Below are 25,647 nucleotides of genomic sequence, written 5' to 3'. Positions count from 1 at the left end.
GTCTCGCTAATGAGGCTGCTTTTTTAAAAAGGATGTAACACGACAAATATTTACCTCTCATTAATGTTGTACAACTGACACATAGTAAATGTACAAATCTTAAAGGAGGTGGACTATGAGATGCCATTTGCGTAATCTGTTGACGTTGATTTTACTTAGTGTATTAATTTTCTCGCCAAGTGCATATGCATCCGCGAAAAAATTAATACCGATGGGTGAATCAATCGGAATACAGCTGCAATTGCCATTTGTATACGTTGCACATGATGTTTTACTACCGAATGGTCAATGGCTAAAAAAAGGTGACGTTATTACAAAAGTAAACGGTGAACAAGTTTCTTCCGTAGAGAAGTTAAAACAACGGTTAGATGCCAAAGATTTAACAATTTCGGTAAAACAAAAATCAGATCAACGAGAAATTTCTTTGACGAATGAACAGGCGAATAATATTTTGCCGTTCCTCAAAGATGAAACAGATGGTATAGGTACATTAACCTTTATAGATCCGGAATCAAAGCAGTACGGAGCATTAGGGCATCAAATAATTGATAGTGTACTTAATGCACCACCTGAATTTACGAATGGATCAATATATTTAGCCTCCATTGAACAAATTAAGAAAAGTAGCCCAGGAAATCCAGGCTACAAGATTTCAGTAATTGAAAAAAATGATATTCGTTTAGGAAGTATTAAGTCTAACGATTCATACGGTATTTTTGGGAATTGGGAAAGCAATTTAAAACAAAGTTTGCGTAAACCAATTGATATTATGCATGTTGAAGATATTGAATTAGGTAAAGCGCAACTTTATACAGCCATTGAAGGTTCGCAAGTTGAAGCTTTCGACATAGATATTATAAAAATTGAAGATAATTTCCTTCAATTTATTGTGACAGATAAAAAATTATTGGAGAAAACAGGCGGAATTCTTCAAGGAATGAGCGGTAGTCCAATTATACAAAAAGGACAATTTGTTGGGGCAGTAACGCATATGTTTGTCGAACAACCAACAAAAGGTGCTGCAATTACCGTAAATGAAATGTTAAAGAAACAACCTTAATAGGGAAGAAAAGACTATACTTTAAATAAAAGTATAGTCTTTTCTTAGTTTTTTTATTAAAATTAAATGTGTCGGATGTGTGTAAATTGTTTAATACATATAGAATTTTGTCGATTTACCATGAAAGTATCGTACATCCTCATTATTTTAAAAATTTTGAAAGGTTTTCTCTAAGATATGTCGAAAATACAATTGTCAAGTATAAGAAATCTATGGCATAAATTGCGTAGAAGCCCTAAAATTTAGTAGAAAATAGTAATTCCAATCAAAGGAGGAATTTATTTGCCGAAAGTTAAAGTGGCTATTGCCGATGATAACAGAGATTTAGTAAGAACGATGGAACAATACTTCGAAAATCATCCAAATATTGAGATTGTTGCAACTGCATCAAATGGTAAACTATGTATCAAAATGTTAGAAGAATTTCAACCAGACGTATTACTTTTAGATATCATCATGCCTCATTTAGATGGATTAGGAGTTCTTGAAGCGATGTATAGTGACGAAAGATTGGCTAAAACGCAAGTCATTATGCTAACTGCCTTTGGACAAGAGGATGTCATGAAACAAGCAGTAACTTATGGGGCTTCTTACTTCATGTTAAAGCCATTTGAATTTGATCAACTCGTACAAAAAATCTTACATTGTGCTGGTCAAAAATCAGAAAATGAAAAAAAACAAAGCATCCTTCAACCTGAAGGACAAGCTAAAGTAAATCAAAGACAACTTGACACTACAATTACAAGCATTATTAAAGAAATCGGTGTTCCTGCTCATATTAAGGGCTATTCATATTTGAGAGAAGCAATCCAAATGGTTTACTACGATATTGAGCTACTTGGTTCGGTTACAAAAATTTTATACCCAGAAATTGCAAAGAAGTTCAGTACAACGCCTTCACGTGTTGAACGTGCAATTCGTCATGCTATTGAAGTAGCGTGGAACCGTGGCAACTACGAATCGATTTCTCAAATGTTTGGATACACAGTACACCATTTAAAATCAAAACCTACTAACTCTGAGTTCATTGCAATGATTGCTGATAAAATTCGAATTGAATTGGTAGCTTCCTGATAGTAACTAAAATTTACTTTTGAAGGTATCATGAAAATCGATAATCGAGAAAATTCCTTTTGAACTTATAAATACTTATTTTAAAAGACATTTTCATTTATTGGTATACTCATACCAATAAAGGAAGGTGTCTTTTTTCTTTTCTGCAATAATTAGTTTAGTTTTCTTCATTTTTACTCAAAAATCTACCAATGAAAAACTAGTAAAATAACCTATTATGCTATCACTATGACCTTGAATCGTGAAAATTAAACAAATAACTACCTGTTCTGAGTTCATCACAATGAGCGCATCTAACAAATTTCAAAATTAGAACAGTAATATTGTTAGGCATTCTATTTATTTCAAGTAATTTACTCTCGAATATTATAGTAAGAAGAAGTTATGTTTGGGGGTGAAATTATGAAAATCAACTGGAAAGTTAGACTAAGACATAGACAGTTTTGGATAGCGATTGTTTCGGCGTTGTTATTATTAGCTAATCAAGTAGCTGATATATTTGGCGTGGATATTACACTAATTAGTTCGCAAATAGAGCAAACGGTAGAAACGGTATTACTTGTTTTAGCAATGCTTGGGGTTATTATTGACCCAACCACATCCGGTGTGAAGGATAGTGATCAAGCACTGACCTATAAAGAACCAAGGAAGAAAGAAGAATAAGTATTTTATAAATGATTTAGCGTAAGGATCATTTACTGCCACACACTCTTAGTGGTAGTATTTATACTTACGCTAAAATTATTTTAGGCAAACTTTCATCTATTGCTAAAAAATTGGAAAAAACATAATGGAATGTGAGAAAGGTCTCTAAACAAAACACCAATCGTTCGATATACTAGTTAAAGGGAGGGATTTGGGTGATTGTATATAATAATGACTATCTAATGATTATTGAGGATAATGGTAAAATTTTCCTCAGAACAACTAGAAAAGGATTTCCACTAAAAAGACTTGATGAAATATTAAGAACATACCCACGTATTCGACTAACAAACTTTGCATTGTTAAAGAGTGCATTAGATACAATCGATGACCAGTTTGAAATTGGAGTTTGGCTTCCAAGTATAGAAGTTGAAGTTTCTAAAGACAAAATGTCGGCTTCGATAATCGTATACGAAACATTAGAAACAATTCGTGAAAAGAAGGACGAACTTATTGCCCAAATTAAAAATACCCTTATAGAAAATAAAATTGTTCATGGAATAACTGAAATTGATCTGAATAAGTTAGTACCAGGAAAGGCAAGTTTAATTGCTCAAGGCACAGCACCTATTCCCGGTGAAGATGCGCTAATAAAATATTTAGAAATACCTGATCGAAAACCTGTGATTCAAGAAGATGGTAAGGCAAATTATTTTGATCTTAATTTTATCTTCGAAATTCAAAAAGGAGATTGGTTAGGTGAAAAAATCCCAGCTAAACCAGGAATCGATGGAATAAACGTTTATGGTGAAGCTGTACCTGCTCCTTTCGGTAAAGACACTCAGTTAAAATATGATAAAAACTCGGCAAAAGAAGTAGAGGAAAATGGCAAAATCGTATTATATGCGACTACTCGAGGTGTACTAGAAGAAAGACAAGGTCTTATTTCAGTCAATCGCCATTTACCTATTGATGGTGATGTTGGGGTTGAAACAGGGAATATTAAATTTGATGGTTCTGTTACAATTAGAGGTACGGTAATGAATGGTTTTTCTGTTGTTGCTACAGGTGATATTTCAATAGAAGGCGAAGAAGGGATAACTGGAGCGAAACTAATCCAATCATTAGAAGGTGATGTCTTTATTAAAGGTGGCATCTTCGGTGTTGGGGAAACAGAGGTAGAAGCTGGAGGTAGTATTTTTGTAAAGCATGTTAATGATGCTAAACTTTTCGCCAAAAAGGATATTGTTATTGGTTTCTATTCTTTAGGCTCATATTTAGTTGGTAATTCTGTATTACTTGATGAACGGAAAGGTAAAATCATTGGCGGAAAAGCCGTTGCTAAAAATACAATTGTTACTGCAATTGCAGGTAATCATCTGGAAAGAAGAACTGAACTTATTATTGAAAGTTTAAGTAAACATAAAGCCTATGAATTGATTCAAGAAAAGGCATCTTTATTAAAAGCAACACAAGAGGAAATCGTTCAATTAACTACGAAAATTAACCTGATTGGTGAATATAAACAAAACCTTAATCGACAGCAAGCTGCAGGACTAAACCAAATTAAACAAGAAATTGAAAAAAAGAAAGAATATGCAAAACAACTAGACCGTGAAATAAAAGAACTAATGCACGATTTGAAAAATGTCGGAAAAGAAGAAATTGTAGTTAAAAAAGAAGCCTATCCAGGGACATATATTCAAATTGGTTCAAAATCATCCTTGCTTAACAAAACAACGCAAGGTACATTCCTTTTAGAATATGGAGAGTTGAATGTTTAATGACAAGGAACATATCCATTTTTGCCCATCGCGGTGCATCCGGTTATGCGTTAGAAAATACACTTAAAGCTTTTGAAAAAGCAAAGAAAATGGGTGCAGATGGGATAGAACTTGATGTTCAATGTACAAAAGACTCTGTTCTTGTCGTTTTCCATGATATTGACTTATTCAGATTGACTGGAAAAAGGAAAAAAATAAATGAATGTACTTATGATGAACTCCAATCATATCCGTTAGGAAAACATTTTTATAGAAGATTATCGAAGGAGCGAATTCCTACTTTAGAAGAGGTTGTTCATTGGGCAATGGAAAATCAAATGCCTCTAAATATCGAATTAAAAGAAACACTGATAAATAATGTCGAAGTGTTAAACCAGTTTTTGAGGCGAATTCAGCTGCCAAAAGGTAGTCATTTTTCTTCCTTTCATGAAGAATTAATCAAAAATGTAAAAATGCAACGACCTGATTTTGAAACGGCATTCATCATTACAAAAAAATTTAATTGGAATCAATTAAGTCCAAACATTCACTATGACGCTATTCATGCTCATAAAAGATACTATAAACATGACTTATTGGATTTATGTAAAAAGGCGAATAAACGGATACGATTTTATAGTGTAGTGGGTATAGAACCATTTTTATCTGACCCCCATCCTGCAGTTATTGGGTGGATTACAGATTATCCTAATAAAGTCGCAAAAAAAGTCAGTAAAAAATAAACAGACGTTCAAAAAGTAGGGGATTAAAAACCTTTCATTTGAACGTCTGTTTTTTATTTCTGTTTCTGAAATTTTGGAGCAACCTTTCCGTTTTTTCGATCGCGGTGTAATAAAAAACCTGCAAAAAAACCAAGACCAATTAAAAAGAAAATAATGCCAATTATAAATTGTAACCATAACCAAGGGAAAGGTGAAATTAGTTTTCCAAATAAAGTATCTCTCATAAATTTTATTCCTGCCCCAGCCATAACTGCAGGGATGAGCAATACGATAAAAGCTAGCATTCTTGCCATTCTATGTACCCTCCTAACAACTACTTTCATTTTACAATTGTCCTAAAGAAAGTCAAGAAACGATAAAAAAATACATAAGATAGAATAATGTTAATAATCAGAATATTGCTAATACAATAATTTAATCTTTTATAGTTGCTTATTCTCGAAATAGAAAGTATTGTAAAAATAAGCTAGTGAATTGTTAGGGAATTAATGATTTTTTTAGCTAATTCTTTTTAATTTACAGAAAGAAAACGCTTTCTTATGAAAGGGGACTGCATCATGGAAATTTTTAATTATATGGAAAAGTATGATTATGAACAACTAGTATTCTGTCAGGACAAAGCATCTGGTTTAAAAGCAATTATTGCGATACATGACACAACACTTGGGCCAGCATTAGGTGGAGCAAGAATGTGGACGTACGCAACAGAGGATCAAGCAATTGAAGACGCTCTTAGACTAGCAAGGGGAATGACATATAAAAATGCGGCAGCAGGGTTAAATCTTGGCGGAGGAAAAACGGTCATTATTGGTGACCCTTTCAAGGATAAAAACGAAGAAATGTTTAGAGCATTGGGCCGCTTTATTCAAGGCTTAAATGGTCGTTATATTACAGCAGAAGATGTAGGAACAACAGTAACAGATATGGACCTTATTCATGAAGAAACGGACTATGTAACAGGTATTTCTCCTACATTTGGCTCATCAGGTAACCCTTCACCTGTAACTGCTTATGGCGTTTACCTTGGAATGAAAGCAGCAGCGAAAGAGGCATTTGGAGTTGATCATCTAGAAGGGCGTACAGTTGCAGTTCAGGGGCTAGGAAACGTTGCATATACTTTATGTGAATATCTCCATAAAGAAGGTGCAAAACTCGTTGTAACAGATATTAATAAAAAAGCAGTAGAACGAGTTGTGAAAGATTTTAATGCGGTAGCGGTAGATCCAGATGACATTTACAAACAAGATGTTGATATTTTCTCACCTTGTGCATTAGGTGCAATTATAAATGACGAAACTATTCCACAACTAAAAGCAAAAGTTATTGCAGGTTCTGCGAATAACCAGTTAAAGGATTCGAAACACGGTCAGATTATCCATGAACTTGGCATTGCGTATGCACCTGATTATGTTATCAATGCTGGTGGTGTTATAAACGTAGCGGATGAATTATACGGTTATAATCGTGAACGTGCGATGAAACGCGTAGAAACGATTTATGATAGCATTTCAAAAATTTTCGAAATCTCAAAACAAGAAGGTATCCCTACTTACTTAGCGGCAAATCGATTAGCAGAAGAACGTATTGCCCGAGTATCAAAATCTAGAAAACAATTTTTACGAAACGGAAAAAACATATTGAATGGAAGATAAAAAGGGATGTCTAAAAGTAATTAATTTTGGACTGTCGCTCTTGCTTTCGTTGCAAATAAATTGTGATCACTGTAGGAGCACTATTCTAAAGTTGAAATTTATTACTAAACAAGGCTGAGTTTAAAGTCATTTTAACTCAGCCCCTACTTGCTAGGAGGGGTATGTTTGGCTCGTGAGTACGATGTTGTCATTTTAGGTGGTGGAACGGGTGGCTATGTAGCAGCAATCCGCGCATCCCAATTAGGTTTAAAAACTGCCATTGTAGAGAAAGAAAATCTTGGTGGGACTTGCCTTCATAAAGGGTGTATTCCAAGTAAAGCATTGTTACGTAGTGCGGAAGTATATAGACAATCACAAAATGCTCAAAATTATGGTGTTGAAATTCAAGGGGTAACATTAAACTTCTCTGCGGTACAGAAACGCAAACAAACCATTGTTGATACATTGCATCAGGGTGTAAAAGGTTTAATGAAAAAGGGGAAAATCGATGTTTTTTATGGGACAGGTAGAATACTAGGTCCTTCAATTTTTTCACCAATGCCCGGTACGATTTCCGTTGAGATGAATGATGGTTCTGACAATGAAATGATTATTCCCAAAAATGTAATCATCGCAACTGGATCAAAACCTCGAAGTTTAGATGGAATTGATGTTGATGGAAAACATATTTTATTTTCAGATCATGCATTACAAATGGAGCAATTACCGAAGTCCATGACGATTGTAGGTGGGGGAGTAATCGGAATTGAATGGGCATCCATGTTAAATGACTTTGGTGTAGAAGTAACCGTTCTCGAATATGGGAATTCTATCTTACCAACAGAAGATTTAGAGATTGCTAAAGAAGTAGAGAAGTTATTAAAAAATCGAGGTATTACAATCCAAACTAATGCAAAACTACAAAGTTGCACATCTAAAGAAGATAACACCGTTGAAATTATTGCAAACATAGAGGATAAAGAAACGACATTCCATACAGAAAAAGTATTAATCGCTGTTGGAAGAACTGGTAATATCCAAAATATTGGATTAGAGAATACAGAAATTGAAAGTGATTCCGGTTTTATTAAAGTTAATGAAAACTTTCAAACAAAGGAAAAACATATTTACGCAATCGGGGATGTTATTGGAGGAATGCAACTGGCCCATATTGCTTCCCATGAGGGGCTAGCAGCAATTGAACATATTGTTCATGGAACAGTAAAAAGTATTAATTATAAAAATGTGGCTCGTTGTATTTATAGTAATCCTGAAGTGGCAAGTGTTGGTTTAACAGAATCGGAAGCAATTCAATTAGGACATGCTGTAAAAATCGGCAAATTCCCCTTTAAAGCTGTTGGAAAAGCTTTAGTGTATGGACAATCTGAAGGTTTCGTTAAAATTATTGGGAATAAAGAGACGAATGATATTCTCGGTGTGCATATGGTAGGACCGCATGTAACCGATATGATTTCAGAGTCAGCATTAGCTATGTTGCTAGATGCAACACCATGGGAAATTGGTGAAACGATTCATCCTCATCCGTCTTTAAGTGAAGTAATTGGGGAAGCGGCACTAGCAGTTGACGGAAGAGCAATTCATTTTTAAATATCATAATTCAGTATAGATGATTAATAGATATTAATAGTACAAGGGTAATTTATTACGGAATCATTGAAAGAATGCATTTAAGATTTTACATCATTTCATAATTTTTTAGTCTTGCATGCAAAGTAATCGTTATTGCTTTGAAAGGGGATGAATGAATGACAAATGAGAGATTACATCACCAACAATTAGGATTGTCAGATGATGAAGTGTTAAAAATGTATGAAACAATGTTAATGGCAAGAAGACTAGATGAAAGAATGTGGCTATTAAACCGTGCAGGGAAAATTCCATTTGTAATTTCTTGCCAAGGACAAGAAGCGGCTCAGGTAGGGGCTGCATTTGCTCTTGATAATACAAAAGATTACATCGCTCCATATTATCGAGATATGGGAGTTGTACTTCATTTTGGCATGACACCAAAAGAATTAATGTTATCTGCATTTGCAAAAGCAGAAGATCCGAACTCCGGTGGCCGACAAATGCCTGGACACTTTGGTCAAAAGAAAAATCGAATTCTTTCAGGCTCATCTCCTGTGGCTACACAAGTTCCGCATGCTGTAGGTGTTGCATTGGCTGGGAAAATGCAAAATAAAGACTATATTTCCTTTGTAACTCTTGGTGAAGGCTCTACAAACCAAGGTGATTTTCATGAAGGAGCAAACTTTGCAGGTGTCCATAAATTGCCTGTCATCATCATGGTAGAAAATAATCAATATGCAATTTCAGTACCTGTTGAACGGCAATTAGGCTGTGCAAAAGTATCAGATCGAGCGATTGGTTATGGCATGGTAGGGGTTACAGTTGATGGTAAAAATCCATTAGAAGTGTATAAAGTCGTAAAAGAAGCAGCTGATCGTGCAAGAACTGGTGGGGGTCCAAGTTTAATTGAAACGGTTACTTACCGTTTAACAGCGCATTCTTCTGATGATGATGACAGACAATATCGTTCTGCTGAAGATATCGCAGAAGGGAAAGCAAATGATCCGATTATTTTATTTGAAAACTATTTAAAGAATGTGAAGGTTGCAACAGATGAGTTGCTAGCAACTATGAATGAACGTGTTATGCAAATTGTAAATGAAGCAACAGATTACGCAGAAAATGCCCCTTATGCAGCTCCAGAGCATGCGAGGAAGTACGTATACTGGGAAGGAGATGAAAGGTAATGGCAGTAATCTCTTATATTGAAGCGATTAATCTAGCGATGAAGGAAGAAATGGAACGAGATGAAGGTGTATTCGTTCTTGGAGAAGATGTTGGGCGTAAAGGTGGGGTATTCAAAGCAACACAAGGGCTTTATGACCAATTTGGAGAATATCGTGTCCTTGATACTCCTTTAGCGGAAAGTGCGATTGCAGGTGTGGCAATTGGTGCTGCAATGGTAGGAATGCGCCCAATTGCAGAAATGCAATTTGCAGATTTTATTATGCCAGCAGTAAATCAAATTGTCTCTGAAGCAGCTAAAATACGCTATCGTTCAAATAATGATTGGAGCTGTCCAATTGTTGTCCGTGCTCCCTTTGGTGGTGGAATCCATGGCGCCCTTTATCATTCGCAATCGGTTGAAGCGCTATTTGCAGGAACTCCAGGGCTAAAAATCGTTATACCTTCCACTCCATATGATGCGAAGGGCTTATTAAAAGCTGCAATACGAGACGAGGATCCTGTTTTATTCTTTGAACACAAACGTGCTTACCGATTAATCAAAGGGGAAGTTCCGACTGAAGATTATATCGTACCGATAGGAAAGGCAGATGTTAAACGGCAGGGTGATGATATTACTGTAATAACATATGGTCTTGCAGTACATTTTGCCCTCCAAGCTGCAGAACGATTAGCAATGGATGGAATTGAAGCACATATTCTAGATCTACGTACTATCTATCCACTAGATAAAGAATCGATTATTGAAGCAGCTAGTAAAACAGGAAAAGTGTTGTTAATTACTGAAGATAATAAAGAAGGAAGTATCATGAGTGAAGTAGCGGCCATTATTGCAGAACATTGTTTGTTTGAACTGGATGCACCAATTCAGCGCCTTGCTGGTCCAGATGTGCCTGCAATGCCTTATGCTCCGACAATGGAAAAATATTTCATGATTAATCCTGAAAAAATAGAAGTAGCAATGAGAGATTTAGCAGCATTCTAGCTCAAGTAGGGGGTATTTTAGGTGGCAAATCAACAAATATTAATGCCTCAGTTAGGAGAAAGTGTTACAGAAGGCACCATAGAAAGATGGCTTGTGAAACCAGGGGATAAAGTAAATAAATATGACCCACTAGCTGAAGTTGTAACAGATAAAGTAAATGCAGAAATACCTTCTTCCTTTTCTGGTGTTATTACTGAACTGATAGCAAATGAGGGAGAAACACTTCCAGTTGGAGCAGTCGTGTGTACGATAGAAGTGGAAGAAGCAAAACAAGAAGAGCAGAAACAAGTAACATCGAACATAAGTGCAGCAATTTTAAATGCGGGTAGTATGAAGAAACCTACGAATGCATCACCTCAAAAGAAGCGCTACTCCCCAGCTGTCTTAAAACTCGCACAAGAACATAATATTGATCTTCAAGTAATTAAAGGAACTGGTTTAGAAGGTCGTATTACACGAAAAGATGTATTGAACTATCTCGAAGCTGGACACTCAACAAAACAGCAAAAAGCAGCTACTAATGTAGTGCCACAAGAAGTTCCACAACAATCTAAAGTGGACAAACAAACTGATAATTTACAAGAGACGAAGATTTCGCCAATTTCATCTTCTCAAGACATAGAAATTCCTGTTACATCCGTTCGTCGTGCCATTGCAAATAATATGGTTCGAAGTAAACAAGAAGTACCTCATGCATGGATGATGATAGAAGCGGATGTAACAGAACTTGTTGCATATCGCAATAAAATAAAAGATGAATTTAAAAAACGTGAAGGTTATAATTTAACATATTTTGCCTTTTTCGTAAAAGCAATTGCACAAGCTTTAAAAGAATTTCCACAAATGAATTCTGTTTGGGCTGGCGATAAAATCATACAAAAAAAGGATATAAATATTTCCATAGCTGTGGCAACAGATGATGCGTTATTTGTTCCTGTCATAAAAAATGCAGATGACAAAACGGTGAAAGGTATAGCGAAAGAGATTCATGAATTGTCAACCCTTGTGCGTTCAGGAAAACTTCGACCTGAACATATGCAAGGTGGTACTTTCACGGTGAACAATACGGGGTCATTTGGATCTGTACAATCTATGGGAATAATCAATTATCCTCAAGCTGCTATTGTACAAGTGGAATCAATTGTAAAAAGACCGGTAATCATGCATGATAACATGTTTGCAGCACGTGATATGGTAAATTTATGTTTATCTTTAGATCACAGAATTTTAGATGGATTGATTTGTGGGAAATTTCTAAATAAAGTGAAAGATATCGTCGAAAAAACAAATTATAATGCGAATTCGATTTTTTAAATCATAGCGGAAGCCTTAAATATCAGGCTTCCGTTTATTTTTTTGCTTTATTGCGAAGGCTTTGTAATGTAGAATAATATTATATTTTTTAAAGGGGGAAGCTGAATAGCGAACTTATGTCAATTAAAATGAAAGATATTCAATTTCAGACAGCAAGTTATGAACAATGGAAAGAAGAAGCAATTAAGGCTCTAAAGGGGAAACCTTTTGAATCTCTTTTCACAAAACTTGCAGAAGATGTAACTCTATCTCCACTTTACACACAAGAAACATTAGTAGACAAAATTGGTGATGAGTTAGAAAAGCAAATTGCAACAATTCGTTCACTTAAAAGTTCAGAGGGCTTACAAGCTGCTCAGCAAATTTATGGTGACACATCAGAACAATTTTTCTCGAATCTAGAAGATAGCATTGAACGAGGAAATAATTGTTTAACAATTGATGCTCGTACAAATTTCGAATGGAACGATACAAACTTAGAAAAATTAGCGACATATTTAGTCCAAAACCCATTCAAATTTATTATTCAAAATAAAAACGACTCCCTTTTACAAGTTTTTAATAAAATTGAAAATAAAGAAAAAGTACAAGGATTTATTATTACAGAGTCACCAATCGAATTAGATGGCTTTGAAAATGTTCGTACAGTTAGCGCGAATACTGTTACATATCATTATGAAGGTGCAAATGCAGTACAAGAACTAGCTATCGCATTAGCAATCGCTGCAAAGGAAATTAAAGACGGTGATTTCGAACAATTCTCGAAAAACTTCTTTGTAAACTTTGCGATTGATACACAATTCTTTGTGGAAGTTGCTAAGCTTCGTGCGTTTAAAGTATTATGGAAAGCATTTGCTGCTGCATATGGCGTTAATAATCCAGTTGCTATTCCTGTTGTGGCAGAAAACTCATTACGTAGTTACTCAAAATTAGATGTTTATGTAAACTTACTACGTGCAGGAAATGAAGCATTCTCTGGACTAATCGGTGGGGCAGATTTCTTTACAGTACATCCACATGATGTTCTATCAAAACCTACTGATAAATCAATCCGTATTGCACGAAACGTATTATTAGTGATAAAAGAAGAGTCACAAGTTGAGAATGTATTAGATCCAGCAGGCGGTTCGTACTTCCTTGAGACTTTAACTGCAGAATTTGTAGAAAAAGCTTGGGCATTATTCTTAGAGATCCAAGAAAACGGTGGATTTGATGCTTATGTTGAATCTGGCAAATTACAAGAAAGTCTTGAAAAAGTATATAACGATCGATTAAAAGCTGTACAAACACGTAAACAATCGTTAATCGGTACAAACATATATGCTAATCCGGTTGATGAATTACCAGCGGAAACTAACGCAGCATTCGCATCAATAAAACGTTTAGCAATTCCATTTGAACAGTTACGTGAAAAATATAGTGCTACACAACCTAAAATTGCAATTTTAACTTTCGGAAAATTAAAAGATTTCAAACCGCGTGCAGACTTTGTTTCAGGATTCTTTGCTACAGCAGGTGTGTCTCCAGAACAATCAGGAGAAATTATAACTGTTGATGCTGCGAAAGAATGGCTACAAAATGCAAATTACGATTATGTGATTGTAGCTGCAAAAGATGAGGATACAAAAGAACTTGTGCCAACACTACTTTCAGTTAAACCTGAAAACTTAATTTTAGATGCTGCAGGTAAATATAAAGACGAAGAATCAGCATGGTTAGAAAACGGACTAAACGGCTTTATTTTTGCAGGTCAAAATATCGTTGAAAAGTTAAACGAGGTACTTGAAAGTGTGAAGGGGGCACAACAATGACAACACCAAACTTTAAATCAGTTAATATTGAACAAGTATTATTAGACGAAAAACTTACACCTACTCAAACATTCATGACAAATGAAGGTATTGAAGTAAAAGAATTTTATAATAAAGAAGATATTCAGCATGTGAAACATTTAAATGACGTATCAGGGATTGCACCAAATACGCGTGGTCCTTACCCAACGATGTATGTTGCTCGTCCTTGGACAGTTCGTCAATATGCAGGTTTCTCGACTGCTGAAGAATCAAATGCTTTTTATCGCCGAAACTTAGCGATGGGTCAAAAAGGGTTATCTGTAGCATTTGACTTAGCGACTCACCGTGGTTATGACTCAGACCATCCTCGTGTAAAAGGGGATGTTGGTAAAGCTGGGGTTGCAATCGACTCAATTGAAGATATGAAAATCTTATTTGATGGTATCCCACTTGATCAAATGTCAGTATCTATGACAATGAACGGTGCAGTATTACCAATAATGGCATTCTACATTGTTGCTGCAGAAGAACAAGGGGTAACACCTGAAAAGCTTGCAGGTACAATTCAAAACGATATTTTAAAAGAATATATGGTTCGTAACACATACATTTACCCACCAGAAATGTCTATGAAAATCATTGCAGATATTTTTGAATATACAAGTAAATTTATGCCGAAATTTAACTCAATCTCAATTTCTGGTTACCATATTCAAGAAGCTGGTGCGACAAACGATATCGAGTTAGCTTATACATTAGCTGATGGTCTTGAATATGTACGTACTGGTTTAAAAGCAGGTATTGATATTGATTCCTTTGCTCCACGTTTATCATTCTTCTGGGCAATCGGAATGAATTATTATATGGAAGTTGCAAAAATGCGTGCTGCACGCCGTATTTGGGCACAAATGATGAGTACATTTAACCCGAAAAATCCTAAATCATTAGCGTTACGTACTCACTCACAAACATCTGGATGGTCTTTAACAGAGCAAGATCCATTCAATAACGTTACACGAACATTAATTGAAGCGAACGCTGCTGCAATGGGTCATACTCAATCACTTCATACAAACGCACTTGATGAAGCCATTGCTTTACCAACAGACTTCTCAGCACGTATTGCTCGTAATACGCAATTATTCTTACAAGAAGAAACAGGAATGACTAAAGTAATCGATCCATGGGGTGGTTCATACTACGTTGAAAAATTAACAGATGAACTTACTGAAAAAGCATGGGCATTAATCGAAGAAATCGAAGAACTAGGCGGTATGGCAAAAGCAATCGAAACAGGCTTACCAAAAATGAAAGTTGAAGAGTCTGCAGCAAAACGCCAAGCAAAAATCGATTCTAAATCAGAAACTATCGTTGGTGTAAATAAATATCTATTAGATGTTGAAGAACCAATTGAAATCTTAGATATCGATAACACACTTGTTCGTCAAAAACAAATCGAGCGTTTAGATGCATTAAAAGCAAATCGTAATGAAGAAGAAGTGCAAAAACATTTAGCAAGACTAACAGTTGCAGCTGAAACAGGTGAAGAAAACTTATTAGCAGTTGCTGTAGATGCTGCTCGCGCTCGTGCATCACTAGGTGAAATTTCTGATGCTATTGAAAAAGTATCAGGACGTCATAAAGCAATTATTCGTTCTATTTCTGGAGTATACTCTTCAAACTTCTCTGATGAAGAACTAATCCAAGAAGTAAAACAAATGACAGAAGAATTCCTTGAAAATGAAGGACGTCGCCCACGTATTCTTGTTGCAAAAATGGGACAAGATGGACACGACCGTGGAGCAAAAGTAGTTGCTACTGGTTATGCCGACCTAGGTTTCGACGTTGACATTTCTCCATTATTCATGACCCCAGAAGAAGCAGCTCAAATGGCTGTAGAAAATGATGTTCATTGTGTGGGTGTGTCTTCTTTAGCGGCTGGACATAAAACATTAGTACCAGAACTAGTTGAAGAACTGAAAAAACTTGGACGTGAAGACATCATCGTTATTGTTGGTGGAGTTATTCCTGCACAAGATTATGAATATTTATATGATTCTGGAGCAGTAGCGATTTTCGGTCCAGGTACTGTAATCCCAGTTTCAGCAATGAAAATTATTGAAGAGATCTACAAACGATTAGGTTACGAGGAAGTGACTGAATAATGGATGGACGTAATTCAATGCCAGAGAGGAGTGCTCTAGAAGTAAAGCCTGGTGTTGAAGGTGGCCATGACGGAATGAAAGTTACACCAAAAAAGTTTCGTAAAAAAAAGCAAGAACAAATTGACATTCAAAAATTGGCAGGTGAAGTGCGAGAAGGTGCTCGTACTTCACTCTCCAAAGCAATCACACTAATCGAAAGTTCTAATCCTGAGCATAAAGAACAGGCCCAAAATTTATTGCAAGAACTCTTACCGTATACAGGGAACAGTATTCGAATCGGAATTACGGGAGTACCAGGAGCAGGAAAGAGCTCATTTATCGAGGCCTTTGGTTCAATGCTTTGCAATATGGGGAAAAAAGTCGCTGTTCTTGCCATTGACCCAAGCTCATCTCTTTCGGGAGGGAGTATTTTAGGTGATAAAACAAGGATGGAAGAACTAAGTCGTAATCGAAACGCCTTTGTACGACCTTCTCCAAGTGCAGGAACTTTAGGTGGGGTTCATAAAAAAACACGTGAAACGATGCTTATTTGTGAAGCAGCTGGTTATGATGTCATCCTAATTGAAACAGTTGGTGTTGGCCAAAGTGAAACCTTTGTACGGGGAATGGTAGATTTCTTTTTACTTCTAGTGTTAACAGGTGCTGGTGATGAACTGCAAGGAATGAAAAAGGGCATCATGGAGTTAGCGGATGGAATCATTGTTCATAAAAGTGACGGTGATAATATTCCAAAAGCTAGAAAAACGGTGCGTGAATATATGCAAATTTTACACTTCCTACAACCTGCAACACCTGGTTGGATGAGTAAAGCACTTCCTGCATCATCTCTTGAAAAAACAGGTTTAAAAGAAGCTTGGGAGATGATTTGTCAGTTCGAAACGACGATCAAAGAGTCTTCCTATTGGGAAACAAGAAGATTAGAACAAACCCGTGAATGGTTCCAATCCATGATTGTTGATCATTTAATCGACTCATTTTTCAATGATCGCGATAAAAAGACTCAGGTTAAAGCATTAGAAAATGCCATTTTAAAAGGGGAAATTACAGTAACACAAGGCGTATTAAAGTTATTTTCCTAAATAGAAAAGAAGTGTTTTTATCATATAAACTAGGGTCTTTATGTTAAAATGATTAGTTGAAAGGAGCGATAAATTATGAACATGGATTATGATTTATTTATGGAGGAAATTAAAAGAACAGCACGTGCTGAAATGGAGGCTGCAGGCTATGAGCAGCTGCGTACGCCTGAAGAGGTGGAAGAAGCATTTGCACGTCCTGGTACTACATTAGTAATGGTGAATTCAGTATGTGGTTGTGCAGGTGGAATTGCTCGTCCAGCAGCAGCCAATGCTATTCATTATGATAAAAGACCAAATCATTTAGTTACAGTATTTGCTGGTCAAGATAAAGAAGCAACTGCAGCAGCACGTTATTTCTTTGGTGATAATCATATTCCTTCTTCTCCATCTTTTGTTCTATTAAAAGATGGGAAAGTAGTAGCTGATATCGGACGTCATGAAATTGAAGGACATGACCCAATGTCTGTTATTACTAATCTACAAGCAAACTTTGAAGAGTTTTGTGAAGAAGTTTAACATTTAGTAAAGACACGTCCTTAAAGTTTATTCTTTAAGGACATGTTCTTTCTTATATATACGATGTAACAGTCAATTAAGGGGGAACTTTTATTAAAAAGTTTAAAATTGGCTATCGAACTATAAAAACTGCTGTTGGTGCATCTATCGCATTATTCCTAGCAGCTTATTTTGACTTACATTTTTTTAGTTCAGCAGCGATCTTAACGATTCTCTGCGTACAAACGACTAAAAAGAAATCTGTGCATGCCGTTTACACGAGAGTGGTTGCAAGTATTATCGGCATGATATTTGCCTTTGTAGCATTAGAATCGTTTGGCTATTATCCCATTGTACTAGGTTTAATGTTATTAGTGTTTATTCCAACTATTGTATCATTACGAGTTTCAGACGGATTTGTTTCAAGTGTTGTCATTATGATGCACATTTATAATGAAGGTAATTTTACGGTTGATTTATTATGGAATGAGCTATCTTTAATGGCAATTGGTTTTGGAACGGGACTTGCCGTGAATATGTATATGGGTGATTATCAAAAACAATTGGATCATTACATTAATCAAATTGAGGAATTATACTGTTCTATATTTTCTGAAATTGTCAAATATTTGCGCAATGGGGATACCTCCTGGGACGGGAAAGAGATTATTGAAGCAGTTAATCTGCTAAATAAAGCAAAATCCCTCGCCTTCAAAGATGTTGAAAATCATTTAGCCAGAAAAGAAAATCAATATTATTTATATTTTGATATGCGTGAAAAGCAGCTAGAAATTATTGAGCGGGTGTTACCAAAGATTACTACTTTGCCTGTTATGGTACAACAAGCAGAACTTGTTGCAGATTTTATGGAGGAGTTATCAATCAACGTCCATTCAGGAAATACGGCGAAAAAATTTAGAGACAAATTGGATATAGTAAAACAAGAGTTTGCTAAAATGCCATTACCTGAAAATCATGAAAAATTTCTTGCCATGGCATCACTATATCAATTTATTGAAGAAATGGATGAGTATTTAGAGATTAAACAATCCTTTAAAGGGATTAAAAAGAAAAAAGCGATTACCACGTAGCAGTAATCGCAATAAAGTTGAATTTAGAAGAATGATAGACCAAAAGCTAAAGTTGAAATAACCATGATGGCTATCATACAATATACAACTATTTTCTGAAATTTTTTATTACTCATATGCTCGTACTCTCCTTTTTTTCTTAGATTTAGTTTATCAAATTTGAAATTTTTCTCAAGTATGTAGCGAGTTGTTTTTAAATTCGTTAAAATAGATTTGTACTATAACAGGAGGGGTGTTACAATGGAAAAAGTGGATCATATTGGTATCGCTGTGAAAAGCCTAGATGAACGTATTCCATATTATACAGAAGTCCTAGGATTAAAATTATTAAAAATTGAAGAAGTTCCATCTCAAAATGTGAGAGTGGCATTTATAGATGCAGGAAATGTAAAGTTTGAGTTATTGGAACCAACAAGTGAAGACAGCGCAATTTATAACCATATCGAAAAGCGCGGAGAAGGAATTCAGCATGTTGCCTTTGGAGTAACAGGAATTCGTGAGAGAATGCAAGAGTTACGTGAAAAAGGTGTACGTATTCTATCAGACGAACCAAAACCAGGTGCTGGAGGAGCAGAAGTTGCATTCCTACACCCAAAAGATTCATTCGGAGTTCTATACGAGCTATGCGATAAAAGTGGAAAAGGGGAAAAGTAATCATGGATATGTTCGATAAAATTAATGAAATGTATGACCGAAAGCGTGAAATCGAACTTGGTGGTGGCGATGCACGTATTGAAAAGCAACACGAAAAAGGAAAGCTTACTGCACGTGAGCGTATTGAATTATTATTAGACGAAGGTACTTTTGTAGAGATTAATCCTTTCATTACACACCGTACTACTGACTTCGGTATGGACAAACAAGTTGGACCTGGAGATGGTGTTGTTACTGGTTTTGGTAAAGTAAATGGACGTAACGTTTATTTATTTGCTCAAGACTTCACAGTTTTTGGCGGTGCACTTGGTGAAATGCATGCGAAGAAAATTGCTGCTGTAATGGACTTAGCTGCTAAAAATGGTACACCATTTATCGGAATTAACGATTCAGGTGGTGCTCGTATTCAAGAAGGGGTACTTTCATTAGATGGATACGGTCATATTTTCTATCGTAATGCAATTTATTCAGGTGTAATTCCACAAATTTCAGTTATTATGGGACCTTGTGCAGGTGGAGCGGTTTACTCTCCAGCGATTACAGACTTTATTTTAATGGTTGATAAAACTTCACAAATGTTCATCACTGGTCCAAAAGTAATTGAGACAGTAACAGGAGAAAAAATCTCTTCTGAAGGTTTAGGCGGTTCAAAAGTACATAACTCAATTAGTGGTAATGCACATTTCCGCGCACCATCTGAACATGAATCAATTGAACAAATTCGTCGATTATTAAGCTATTTACCACAAAGTAATAAAGAAAAAGCGCCAAAATATCCAAAACCTGAAGGCGATGACTATCGTCCAGATATTATCGATTATGTTCCAATTGAACCAACAAAAGCATACGATGTACGTAAAGTAGTTGAGCAAGTTGTCGATGAAGGTTCTTTCATGGAAGTACAAGCTGAATTTGCGAAAAACATCGTTGTAGGTTTTGCACGTATCGGTGGGGAATCTGTAGGTTTAGTATGTAACCAACCAAAAGCATTAGCTGGTGGATTAGATATCGACTCTTCAGATAAAGCGGCTCGTTTCATTCGTACATGTGATGCTTTCAATATTCCAATCATTACATTTGAAGACGTATCTGGTTTCTTCCCAGGTGTTAAACAAGAACATGGTGGAATCATCCGTCACGGAGCGAAAATCTTATATGCTTACTCTGAAGCAACTGTTCCAAAAATTACAGTTATCCTTCGTAAAGCATACGGTGGCGCATACGTTGCATTAAACTCTAAATCAATTGGTGCGGATTTAGTATTCGCTTGGCCAAACGCTGAAATCGCAGTTATGGGTGCAGCAGGTGCAGCAAACATTATCTTTGCTGGAGAAATTGCAAAATCTGAAGATCCAGAAGCAACTCGCGCGGCTAAAATTGAAGAATACAAAGAAAAATTCGCTAATCCTTATGTAGCAGCATCTCGTGGTATGGTTGATGATGTAATCGACCCACGTGATACTCGTATTAAATTAATTCAAGCATTAGATATGTTAGATAAAAAAGAAGAATCAAGACCGAAGAAAAAACACGGAAATATTCCTCTATAATACTTTGCAAAAAGAGTTGTCCAATAATTTGGATAACTCTTATTTTTTTTGAATCATTTTTCCAACATCATCCGTATGAATAGATAGGGGGAATGAACATGGACTTTGAAATATTGACAAAAAAACAAGAAGAGATATTTTTAGAGATTAAGAACTTAGAAAAACTTAAAAACCAGAAAACTGTTATTTCTGCTCAGCTAGAAAAAATAGAGGACGAAATTAAGAATTATGAAGATGAGTTAAAAGAGATTCGCGAAAGATTAGAAAAATTAGAACATTTTAGTTTTATTAATTTATTTCGGAATTGGACAGGAAAACAAGATGAGCTTCGTGCCAATAAAATTGATAAAGCGGCTACAATCGAGCTTCGATTAAATGAAACGTTTTTAATGAAAAGAGATCTTGTAAGCGATTTAGAAAAGATAAAAAATAACATTGCACAAAAAGATGAACAGACAATGATGAAAGAGTATGAAAATCTTACAAATGAGAAGAGAAAATGGATTAATAATCATCATCCGTTATTAGCGGACGAATTAGCAAAACTTGAGGAGAACGAAAATAATTGTAAACGATTAGAGAAGGAAATCGAGGAAGCGGAAGATGCTGGTAATCAAGCAATTAATGCACTCTATTCGGCGTTAGACTCTTTGAAATCTGCTAGTAATTATTCAACTTGGGATACCTTCCTTGGTGGTGGACTAATTGCAACTCATTTAAAATATGAAAAATTAAATGAATCAGAATCGGCTATTCATAAAGCACAAATGGCGTTACAAAGATTTAAGAATGAGTTATTAGATATTCAAGAGATGAGTACTAGGCATCTCGATGTAAATACAGATGGCTTTGTTCGATTTGCAGATTATTTTTTTGATGATATTTTTTCGGCATGGTCTGTACATTCAAAAATATCATCTTCACAGGAACAAATCTCAAGAGTGTTATCTGATGTTCGAAATACGATGAATAAATTAGCAGAGAAGAAGAAAATCGTGAAAAGTGAATACGAAACGATTGACCAAAAGAAAAAAGACATTCTGGGAATTGCAATGTAACATGGTTGTTTTCCTTCATATAGAGGCGTAAAATAAGGAAGTATTAACAAATAAGGGAGTTTTACAATATGAACAGCCGTTTAGTAAACGAATTTTTAGAATTGGTGCAAATTGATTCAGAAACAAAACATGAAGAAGTAATTGCACCTATTTTAGTGAAAAAGTTAGAGGAAATGGGATTTGAAGTTTTTCAAGACGATGCTCATACTCGTAACGGTCATGCAGCGGGCAACATTATTGCAACATTAAAAGGAACATTAGATGTGGAGCCTATTTACTTCACAGTGCATATGGATACTGTTGTACCTGGAGTAGGCATTAAACCAGAAATTCGTGAAGATGGCTACATTTATTCAGATGGAACAACAATTTTAGGTGCCGATGATAAAGCGGGAATGGCAGCATTATTTGAAATGGCACGTCGATTAAAGGAACAAAATATTGAACATGGCACAATCCAATTCGTTATTACTGCAGGTGAAGAAAGTGGATTAGCTGGTGCAAAGGAATTAAACCCTGAACATATTATCGCAAAATACGGTTTTGCTGTGGACAGTGACGGAAAAGTAGGTGGCATCGTAACTGCAGCACCATACCAAGCGAAAATTGAAACAAAAATATTCGGGAAAACAGCTCATGCTGGAGTGGCACCAGAGAAAGGGATTTCTGCCATTACGCTTGCTTCTAAAGCCATTGCAAAAATGAATCTCGGTAGAATTGATGAAGATACGACGGCAAATATTGGCCGATTCGAAGGTGGAAAAGCAACAAATATCGTTTGTGATGAAGTTTATATATTAGCTGAAGCTCGTTCAATTGTGAAAGAAAAACTTGATCAACAAATCGCACATATGAAAGAAACATTTGAACAGGTGTCTAAAGATTTAGGTGGCAGTGCGCAAGTTTCAGTAAAATTAATGTATCCAGGCTTCTCTGTAACAAAAGAGGATAAAGTGGTACAAGTCGCAATGCAAGCTGTTCAAAACATTGGCCGAGAAGTGATGCTTGGTCAATCAGGTGGCGGAAGTGATGCAAACGTCATCTCAGGTTTTGGAATTCCAACTGTAAACCTTTCTGTTGGATATGAAGAAATTCATACAACAAATGAACGAATGCCTATTGAAGAATTAGAAAAATTAGCCGATTTATTAGTTGAAATAGTAAAATGTTCTGCAAAATAACTCTTTTATGAGAGGTGAAGTTATGACGTTTGAAAAAACTGTTATATTTCGTTGTGGAAATGAAGAATATGCGTTACCTGTTGAACAAGTCGTATCAATAGAGAAATTAGGTCGTATTACTCCAATTCCGCATTTACCAAATTATTTATTAGGCTTCTCTAGAGTTCGTGAAGAATTAATTCCAGTGATTGATTTTAATCGAATTCTATACAATAGACAAAGTATTGGGGAACAGTGCCGAATGATTGTATTAAATACGGACATTGTAAACTATGCACTAGTTGTAGATGAAGCTAAGGAAATCTTGAACTTTTCACCATCGGAAATTCAACAAGTAGGTCTTGTAAATTATTCGAAGACTCGCTATTTTACAGCTGTAGCAAACTTAGAGCATCGTATGATTACATGTGTAGACCCGAAAATATTAGTGAATTCATTAGAAGGAATTCGAGAAATTATCGAGTATTTACATAAGATGCTCGAAAATGAAAAAAACGTAAACGCTTAAATAATGGGATATTTTAATACAAGAAAAGAAGCTAGTCGATTCGATTAGCTTCTTCTTTTAATGCTTCCTCATTATTAATATGTTTTTTACGGAACTGAATAAAGAAGCCGTAAATACTTGGAATGAACATAATCATCGTAATACAAGACAATGTAAAAAGAAGGTTATTTTCAATCCATGATATATTACCAAGTGCATAGCCCGTCCCGAGCCAAATTGATGTCCAAATAAAAGCGCCGATAATATTATAACGCACAAAGTTTTTATATGGCAGACCTGTAAAGCCACAGATAAATGGCGTCATTGTTCGCATAAGCGGAATAAATCGTGAAAAGGTAATGGCAACTCGGTCATACTCTAATAAAAATTCCTTTGCCTTTTCAATAGATGTTGGAGGAATAATTTTCAAAAATAATTTTTGATTTAATGACGATTTACTTAATATTCTTCCAATGAAGTAGTTATTACTATCTGCTAGTGATGTTGCAGAAAAGAAGAGAATTAATAAAATAAACAGATTTAAACGATCCATCGCAGCTATCGTTCCACTGGCAAAAACAAGAGAATCCCCAGGTAGAAACGTTAAAATGACAAATCCTGTTTTTCCAAAGACAATTAAAAATAAAATTAAATAAATCATAACCCCTAGTTGCTCGATGTATTCAAAAAGCTCGGTATCCAAACTATGCAAAAAATCTAGTATATTCGCTATACTCATGGTACCAATCTCCAATCTGACTAGATATCCTTTGTAAAGTGTACCCAAATGATGAAACTTTTAAATTATAGTATTCGTATTCAATAGAGGAAGATTGTATTCGTAAACTAGGGAGGAGATGTTTTTGAATAATAATTTACCGTATCGTCCAATACTTCATATCCCAAAAACAAAATTAGAAAAAATTAGTGATATAATTGGTTTTGGTTTATTTGTGTTATCTGTATTATATGTTCTTATTAATTGGAATGTTATACCAGAGCAAATTCCCGGCCATTTTAATGCAAGTGGTGATGTTGACAGATGGGGCTCAAAGTACGAGATAGTTATATTACCAATCATCGGGACATTTCAATTTGTGTTAATGAGTCTTTTAGAAAAAGCCCCCCATATGCATAATTACCCTAAGAGACTGAATGAAACAAATGTTGAACAGTTTTATCTTCAAAGTAGAAAATTATTAAATGTTGTAAAAAATATTTGTTTATTGTTGTTTGCTTACTTAATTATTCAAATCGTAAGAGTTTCGAAAGGGGATATTCAATCTCTTGGAGTAGGGTTTATGCCTATATTTCTATTGGTGATTACCAGCGTAATCATTATCGGGATTTATCAACAGAAAAAAATTAAATAAAAGATGGGGAACAGATTTTGCAAAATATTATTCAAGTATTTTTAGGTGGAATGATAGGGGCAATCATTCGGTATGAAATTCAACTTGTTGTTGGTACAACGGTTATGTTATGGATTGTAAATGTGCTAGGAAGCTTTATTTTAGGTTGTCTCAATGGATTTTTTGAAAAAAAGGAAAGTAAACTAAAATTGTTTTTTACCACGGGTATGTTAGGGACGTTTACGACTTTTTCTACATTTTCTGAGACTTCTTTTAATATGTTACTAGAAGAGTCGTTTAGAGGTACTGCATATATCTTTGGGATGACGTTAGCTAGTGTAAGTGCAGCGTTTATCGGCTATCTATTAGTTCGGAGGAAAGAGACATGATTTGGCTACTGGTTGCAGTTGGTGGAGGATTAGGTGCTACATTACGATATAGTGTTCAAATTCTAATAACGAAGATGGCAACTCCTTCTTATTGGGCAACGGTACTTGTCAATTTAATAGGATCTTTCTTCATTGGCTTAACACATGTGTGGGAGATAGACAACAAAATTGCACTTTCATTTTTTACTATTGGAATGCTCGGTGGATTTACGACTTTCTCAACTTTTTCTTTTGAGGTTGTGAAACTTGTAAACCAAAAACAATTAGTAAAAAGTTTTTTGTATGTATTGGTAAATATTTTAGGCGGGTTGCTTTGTTTCTGGGTTGGTTGGAGTTTGTAAAAGTAATTTTAAAAGGTGGTCT

The 25,647-nt window shown here is 35.4% G+C and carries 26 protein-coding genes; 23 read left to right on the top strand and 3 right to left on the bottom strand.

All coding sequences use genetic code 11. The annotated features are described in order from the left end of the window. The first annotated feature begins 115 nt into the window (after positions 1-115). From NKR20_RS10580 to NKR20_RS10560, 5 genes are all read left to right on the top strand, one after another. Positions 116-1,060: a SpoIVB peptidase S55 domain-containing protein gene (locus NKR20_RS10580; RefSeq protein WP_121214842.1), complete on the top strand. Its 945-nt coding sequence runs from the start codon at positions 116-118 to the stop codon at positions 1,058-1,060. A 282-nt stretch (positions 1,061-1,342) separates the two neighbouring features. After that, on the top strand, positions 1,343-2,134 hold the full coding sequence (gene spo0A / locus NKR20_RS10575; protein ID WP_253426413.1) for a sporulation transcription factor Spo0A: 792 nt from the start codon (positions 1,343-1,345) through the stop codon (positions 2,132-2,134). Positions 2,135-2,536: 402 nt separating this feature from the next. Beyond that, positions 2,537-2,797, top strand: coding sequence for a phage holin (locus NKR20_RS10570; RefSeq protein WP_253426406.1), 261 nt, complete (start codon positions 2,537-2,539; stop codon positions 2,795-2,797). Between the two features lie 197 nt (positions 2,798-2,994). Then, complete coding sequence (locus tag NKR20_RS10565) at positions 2,995-4,563, top strand: FapA family protein (protein WP_253426403.1); 1,569 nt, start codon at positions 2,995-2,997, stop codon at positions 4,561-4,563. Continuing rightward, positions 4,563-5,285, top strand: coding sequence for a glycerophosphodiester phosphodiesterase (locus NKR20_RS10560; protein WP_253426399.1), 723 nt, complete (start codon positions 4,563-4,565; stop codon positions 5,283-5,285). The genes NKR20_RS10565 and NKR20_RS10560 overlap by 1 nt, the downstream gene beginning before the upstream one ends. 53 nt (positions 5,286-5,338) lie before the next feature. Here the strand turns inward: NKR20_RS10560 and NKR20_RS10555 are convergent, their stop codons facing one another. Beyond that, the gene (locus NKR20_RS10555; RefSeq protein ID WP_121214838.1) at positions 5,339-5,578 is read right to left on the bottom strand and encodes a DUF2627 domain-containing protein; all 240 of its coding nucleotides are present in this window, start codon (positions 5,576-5,578) and stop codon (positions 5,339-5,341) included. A 264-nt stretch (positions 5,579-5,842) separates the two neighbouring features. On the opposite strand from NKR20_RS10555, the gene NKR20_RS10550 reads away from it, so the two are divergent. The 10 genes from NKR20_RS10550 (at position 5,843) to NKR20_RS10505 (ending at position 18,613) form a co-directional block, all read left to right on the top strand. Beyond that, a complete protein-coding gene (locus NKR20_RS10550; RefSeq protein ID WP_253426385.1) occupies positions 5,843-6,937 on the top strand; it encodes a Leu/Phe/Val dehydrogenase in 1,095 nt (364 codons plus the stop codon). Positions 6,938-7,102: 165 nt separating this feature from the next. Further along, complete coding sequence (lpdA, locus tag NKR20_RS10545) at positions 7,103-8,524, top strand: dihydrolipoyl dehydrogenase (RefSeq protein WP_253426382.1); 1,422 nt, start codon at positions 7,103-7,105, stop codon at positions 8,522-8,524. A gap of 158 nt (positions 8,525-8,682) precedes the next feature. Continuing rightward, entirely contained in the window at positions 8,683-9,693 is a 1,011-nt protein-coding gene (locus NKR20_RS10540; RefSeq protein WP_121214835.1) for a thiamine pyrophosphate-dependent dehydrogenase E1 component subunit alpha, read from the top strand. Beyond that, positions 9,693-10,676, top strand: a complete 984-nt coding sequence (locus NKR20_RS10535) for an alpha-ketoacid dehydrogenase subunit beta (RefSeq protein ID WP_121214834.1) — start codon at positions 9,693-9,695, stop codon at positions 10,674-10,676. Before NKR20_RS10540 ends, NKR20_RS10535 begins: the two co-directional genes overlap by 1 nt. A gap of 42 nt (positions 10,677-10,718) precedes the next feature. Beyond that, positions 10,719-11,990, top strand: coding sequence for a dihydrolipoamide acetyltransferase family protein (locus tag NKR20_RS10530; RefSeq protein ID WP_301286017.1), 1,272 nt, complete (start codon positions 10,719-10,721; stop codon positions 11,988-11,990). Between the two features lie 116 nt (positions 11,991-12,106). After that, positions 12,107-13,801 (top strand): methylmalonyl-CoA mutase family protein, encoded by a 1,695-nt coding sequence (locus NKR20_RS10525; RefSeq protein ID WP_253426365.1) that lies wholly within the window; start codon positions 12,107-12,109, stop codon positions 13,799-13,801. Further along, positions 13,798-15,948 (top strand): methylmalonyl-CoA mutase, encoded by a 2,151-nt coding sequence (scpA, locus tag NKR20_RS10520; RefSeq protein WP_121214831.1) that lies wholly within the window; start codon positions 13,798-13,800, stop codon positions 15,946-15,948. The genes NKR20_RS10525 and scpA overlap by 4 nt, the downstream gene beginning before the upstream one ends. Then, positions 15,948-17,027, top strand: a complete 1,080-nt coding sequence (gene meaB / locus NKR20_RS10515; protein ID WP_121214830.1) for a methylmalonyl Co-A mutase-associated GTPase MeaB — start codon at positions 15,948-15,950, stop codon at positions 17,025-17,027. Before scpA ends, meaB begins: the two co-directional genes overlap by 1 nt. 75 nt (positions 17,028-17,102) lie before the next feature. Then, positions 17,103-17,543 carry a BrxA/BrxB family bacilliredoxin gene (locus NKR20_RS10510; protein ID WP_121214829.1) on the top strand — a complete coding sequence of 147 codons (441 nt, stop codon included), beginning with the start codon at positions 17,103-17,105 and terminating at the stop codon, positions 17,541-17,543. Positions 17,544-17,635: 92 nt separating this feature from the next. After that, positions 17,636-18,613 carry an aromatic acid exporter family protein gene (locus NKR20_RS10505; protein ID WP_253428113.1) on the top strand — a complete coding sequence of 326 codons (978 nt, stop codon included), beginning with the start codon at positions 17,636-17,638 and terminating at the stop codon, positions 18,611-18,613. 23 nt (positions 18,614-18,636) lie between these two features. Here the strand turns inward: NKR20_RS10505 and prli42 are convergent, their stop codons facing one another. Next, the gene (gene prli42, locus NKR20_RS10500; protein ID WP_153062698.1) at positions 18,637-18,729 is read right to left on the bottom strand and encodes a stressosome-associated protein Prli42; all 93 of its coding nucleotides are present in this window, start codon (positions 18,727-18,729) and stop codon (positions 18,637-18,639) included. A 124-nt stretch (positions 18,730-18,853) separates the two neighbouring features. On the opposite strand from prli42, the gene mce reads away from it, so the two are divergent. The 5 genes from mce (at position 18,854) to NKR20_RS10475 (ending at position 23,564) form a co-directional block, all read left to right on the top strand. Further along, positions 18,854-19,267, top strand: coding sequence for a methylmalonyl-CoA epimerase (gene mce, locus NKR20_RS10495; protein WP_121214827.1), 414 nt, complete (start codon positions 18,854-18,856; stop codon positions 19,265-19,267). Between the two features lie 2 nt (positions 19,268-19,269). Continuing rightward, positions 19,270-20,817, top strand: a complete 1,548-nt coding sequence (locus tag NKR20_RS10490) for an acyl-CoA carboxylase subunit beta (RefSeq protein ID WP_121214826.1) — start codon at positions 19,270-19,272, stop codon at positions 20,815-20,817. 98 nt (positions 20,818-20,915) lie between these two features. Beyond that, positions 20,916-21,875: a hypothetical protein gene (locus tag NKR20_RS10485; protein WP_253426352.1), complete on the top strand. Its 960-nt coding sequence runs from the start codon at positions 20,916-20,918 to the stop codon at positions 21,873-21,875. A gap of 68 nt (positions 21,876-21,943) precedes the next feature. Beyond that, positions 21,944-23,056 (top strand): M20/M25/M40 family metallo-hydrolase, encoded by a 1,113-nt coding sequence (locus NKR20_RS10480; protein ID WP_253426349.1) that lies wholly within the window; start codon positions 21,944-21,946, stop codon positions 23,054-23,056. A gap of 22 nt (positions 23,057-23,078) precedes the next feature. Further along, positions 23,079-23,564, top strand: coding sequence for a chemotaxis protein CheW (locus tag NKR20_RS10475; RefSeq protein ID WP_253426346.1), 486 nt, complete (start codon positions 23,079-23,081; stop codon positions 23,562-23,564). A gap of 31 nt (positions 23,565-23,595) precedes the next feature. Here NKR20_RS10475 and NKR20_RS10470 read toward each other — a convergent pair whose 3' ends face one another. After that, entirely contained in the window at positions 23,596-24,282 is a 687-nt protein-coding gene (locus NKR20_RS10470; RefSeq protein WP_253426343.1) for a VTT domain-containing protein, read from the bottom strand. A gap of 124 nt (positions 24,283-24,406) precedes the next feature. Here NKR20_RS10470 and NKR20_RS10465 point away from each other — a divergent pair, with 124 nt between their 5' ends. Genes NKR20_RS10465 through crcB form a run of 3 tightly spaced genes read left to right on the top strand, consistent with a single transcriptional unit; the run spans position 24,407 to position 25,625 of the window. Beyond that, positions 24,407-24,916, top strand: coding sequence for a DUF1648 domain-containing protein (locus tag NKR20_RS10465; RefSeq protein WP_253426341.1), 510 nt, complete (start codon positions 24,407-24,409; stop codon positions 24,914-24,916). Positions 24,917-24,933: 17 nt separating this feature from the next. Beyond that, positions 24,934-25,284 carry a fluoride efflux transporter FluC gene (locus NKR20_RS10460; RefSeq protein ID WP_121214820.1) on the top strand — a complete coding sequence of 117 codons (351 nt, stop codon included), beginning with the start codon at positions 24,934-24,936 and terminating at the stop codon, positions 25,282-25,284. Beyond that, positions 25,281-25,625, top strand: a complete 345-nt coding sequence (gene crcB, locus NKR20_RS10455; protein WP_253426338.1) for a fluoride efflux transporter CrcB — start codon at positions 25,281-25,283, stop codon at positions 25,623-25,625. Before NKR20_RS10460 ends, crcB begins: the two co-directional genes overlap by 4 nt. Positions 25,626-25,647: the final 22 nt, after the last annotated feature.

This window comes from Ureibacillus endophyticus (assembly GCF_024159215.1).
Lineage (GTDB): Bacteria > Bacillota > Bacilli > Bacillales_A > Planococcaceae > Ureibacillus > Ureibacillus endophyticus.
The sequence above is the reverse complement of the archived record's forward strand: the minus strand, read 5'-3'. Positions and strand labels throughout refer to the sequence as shown.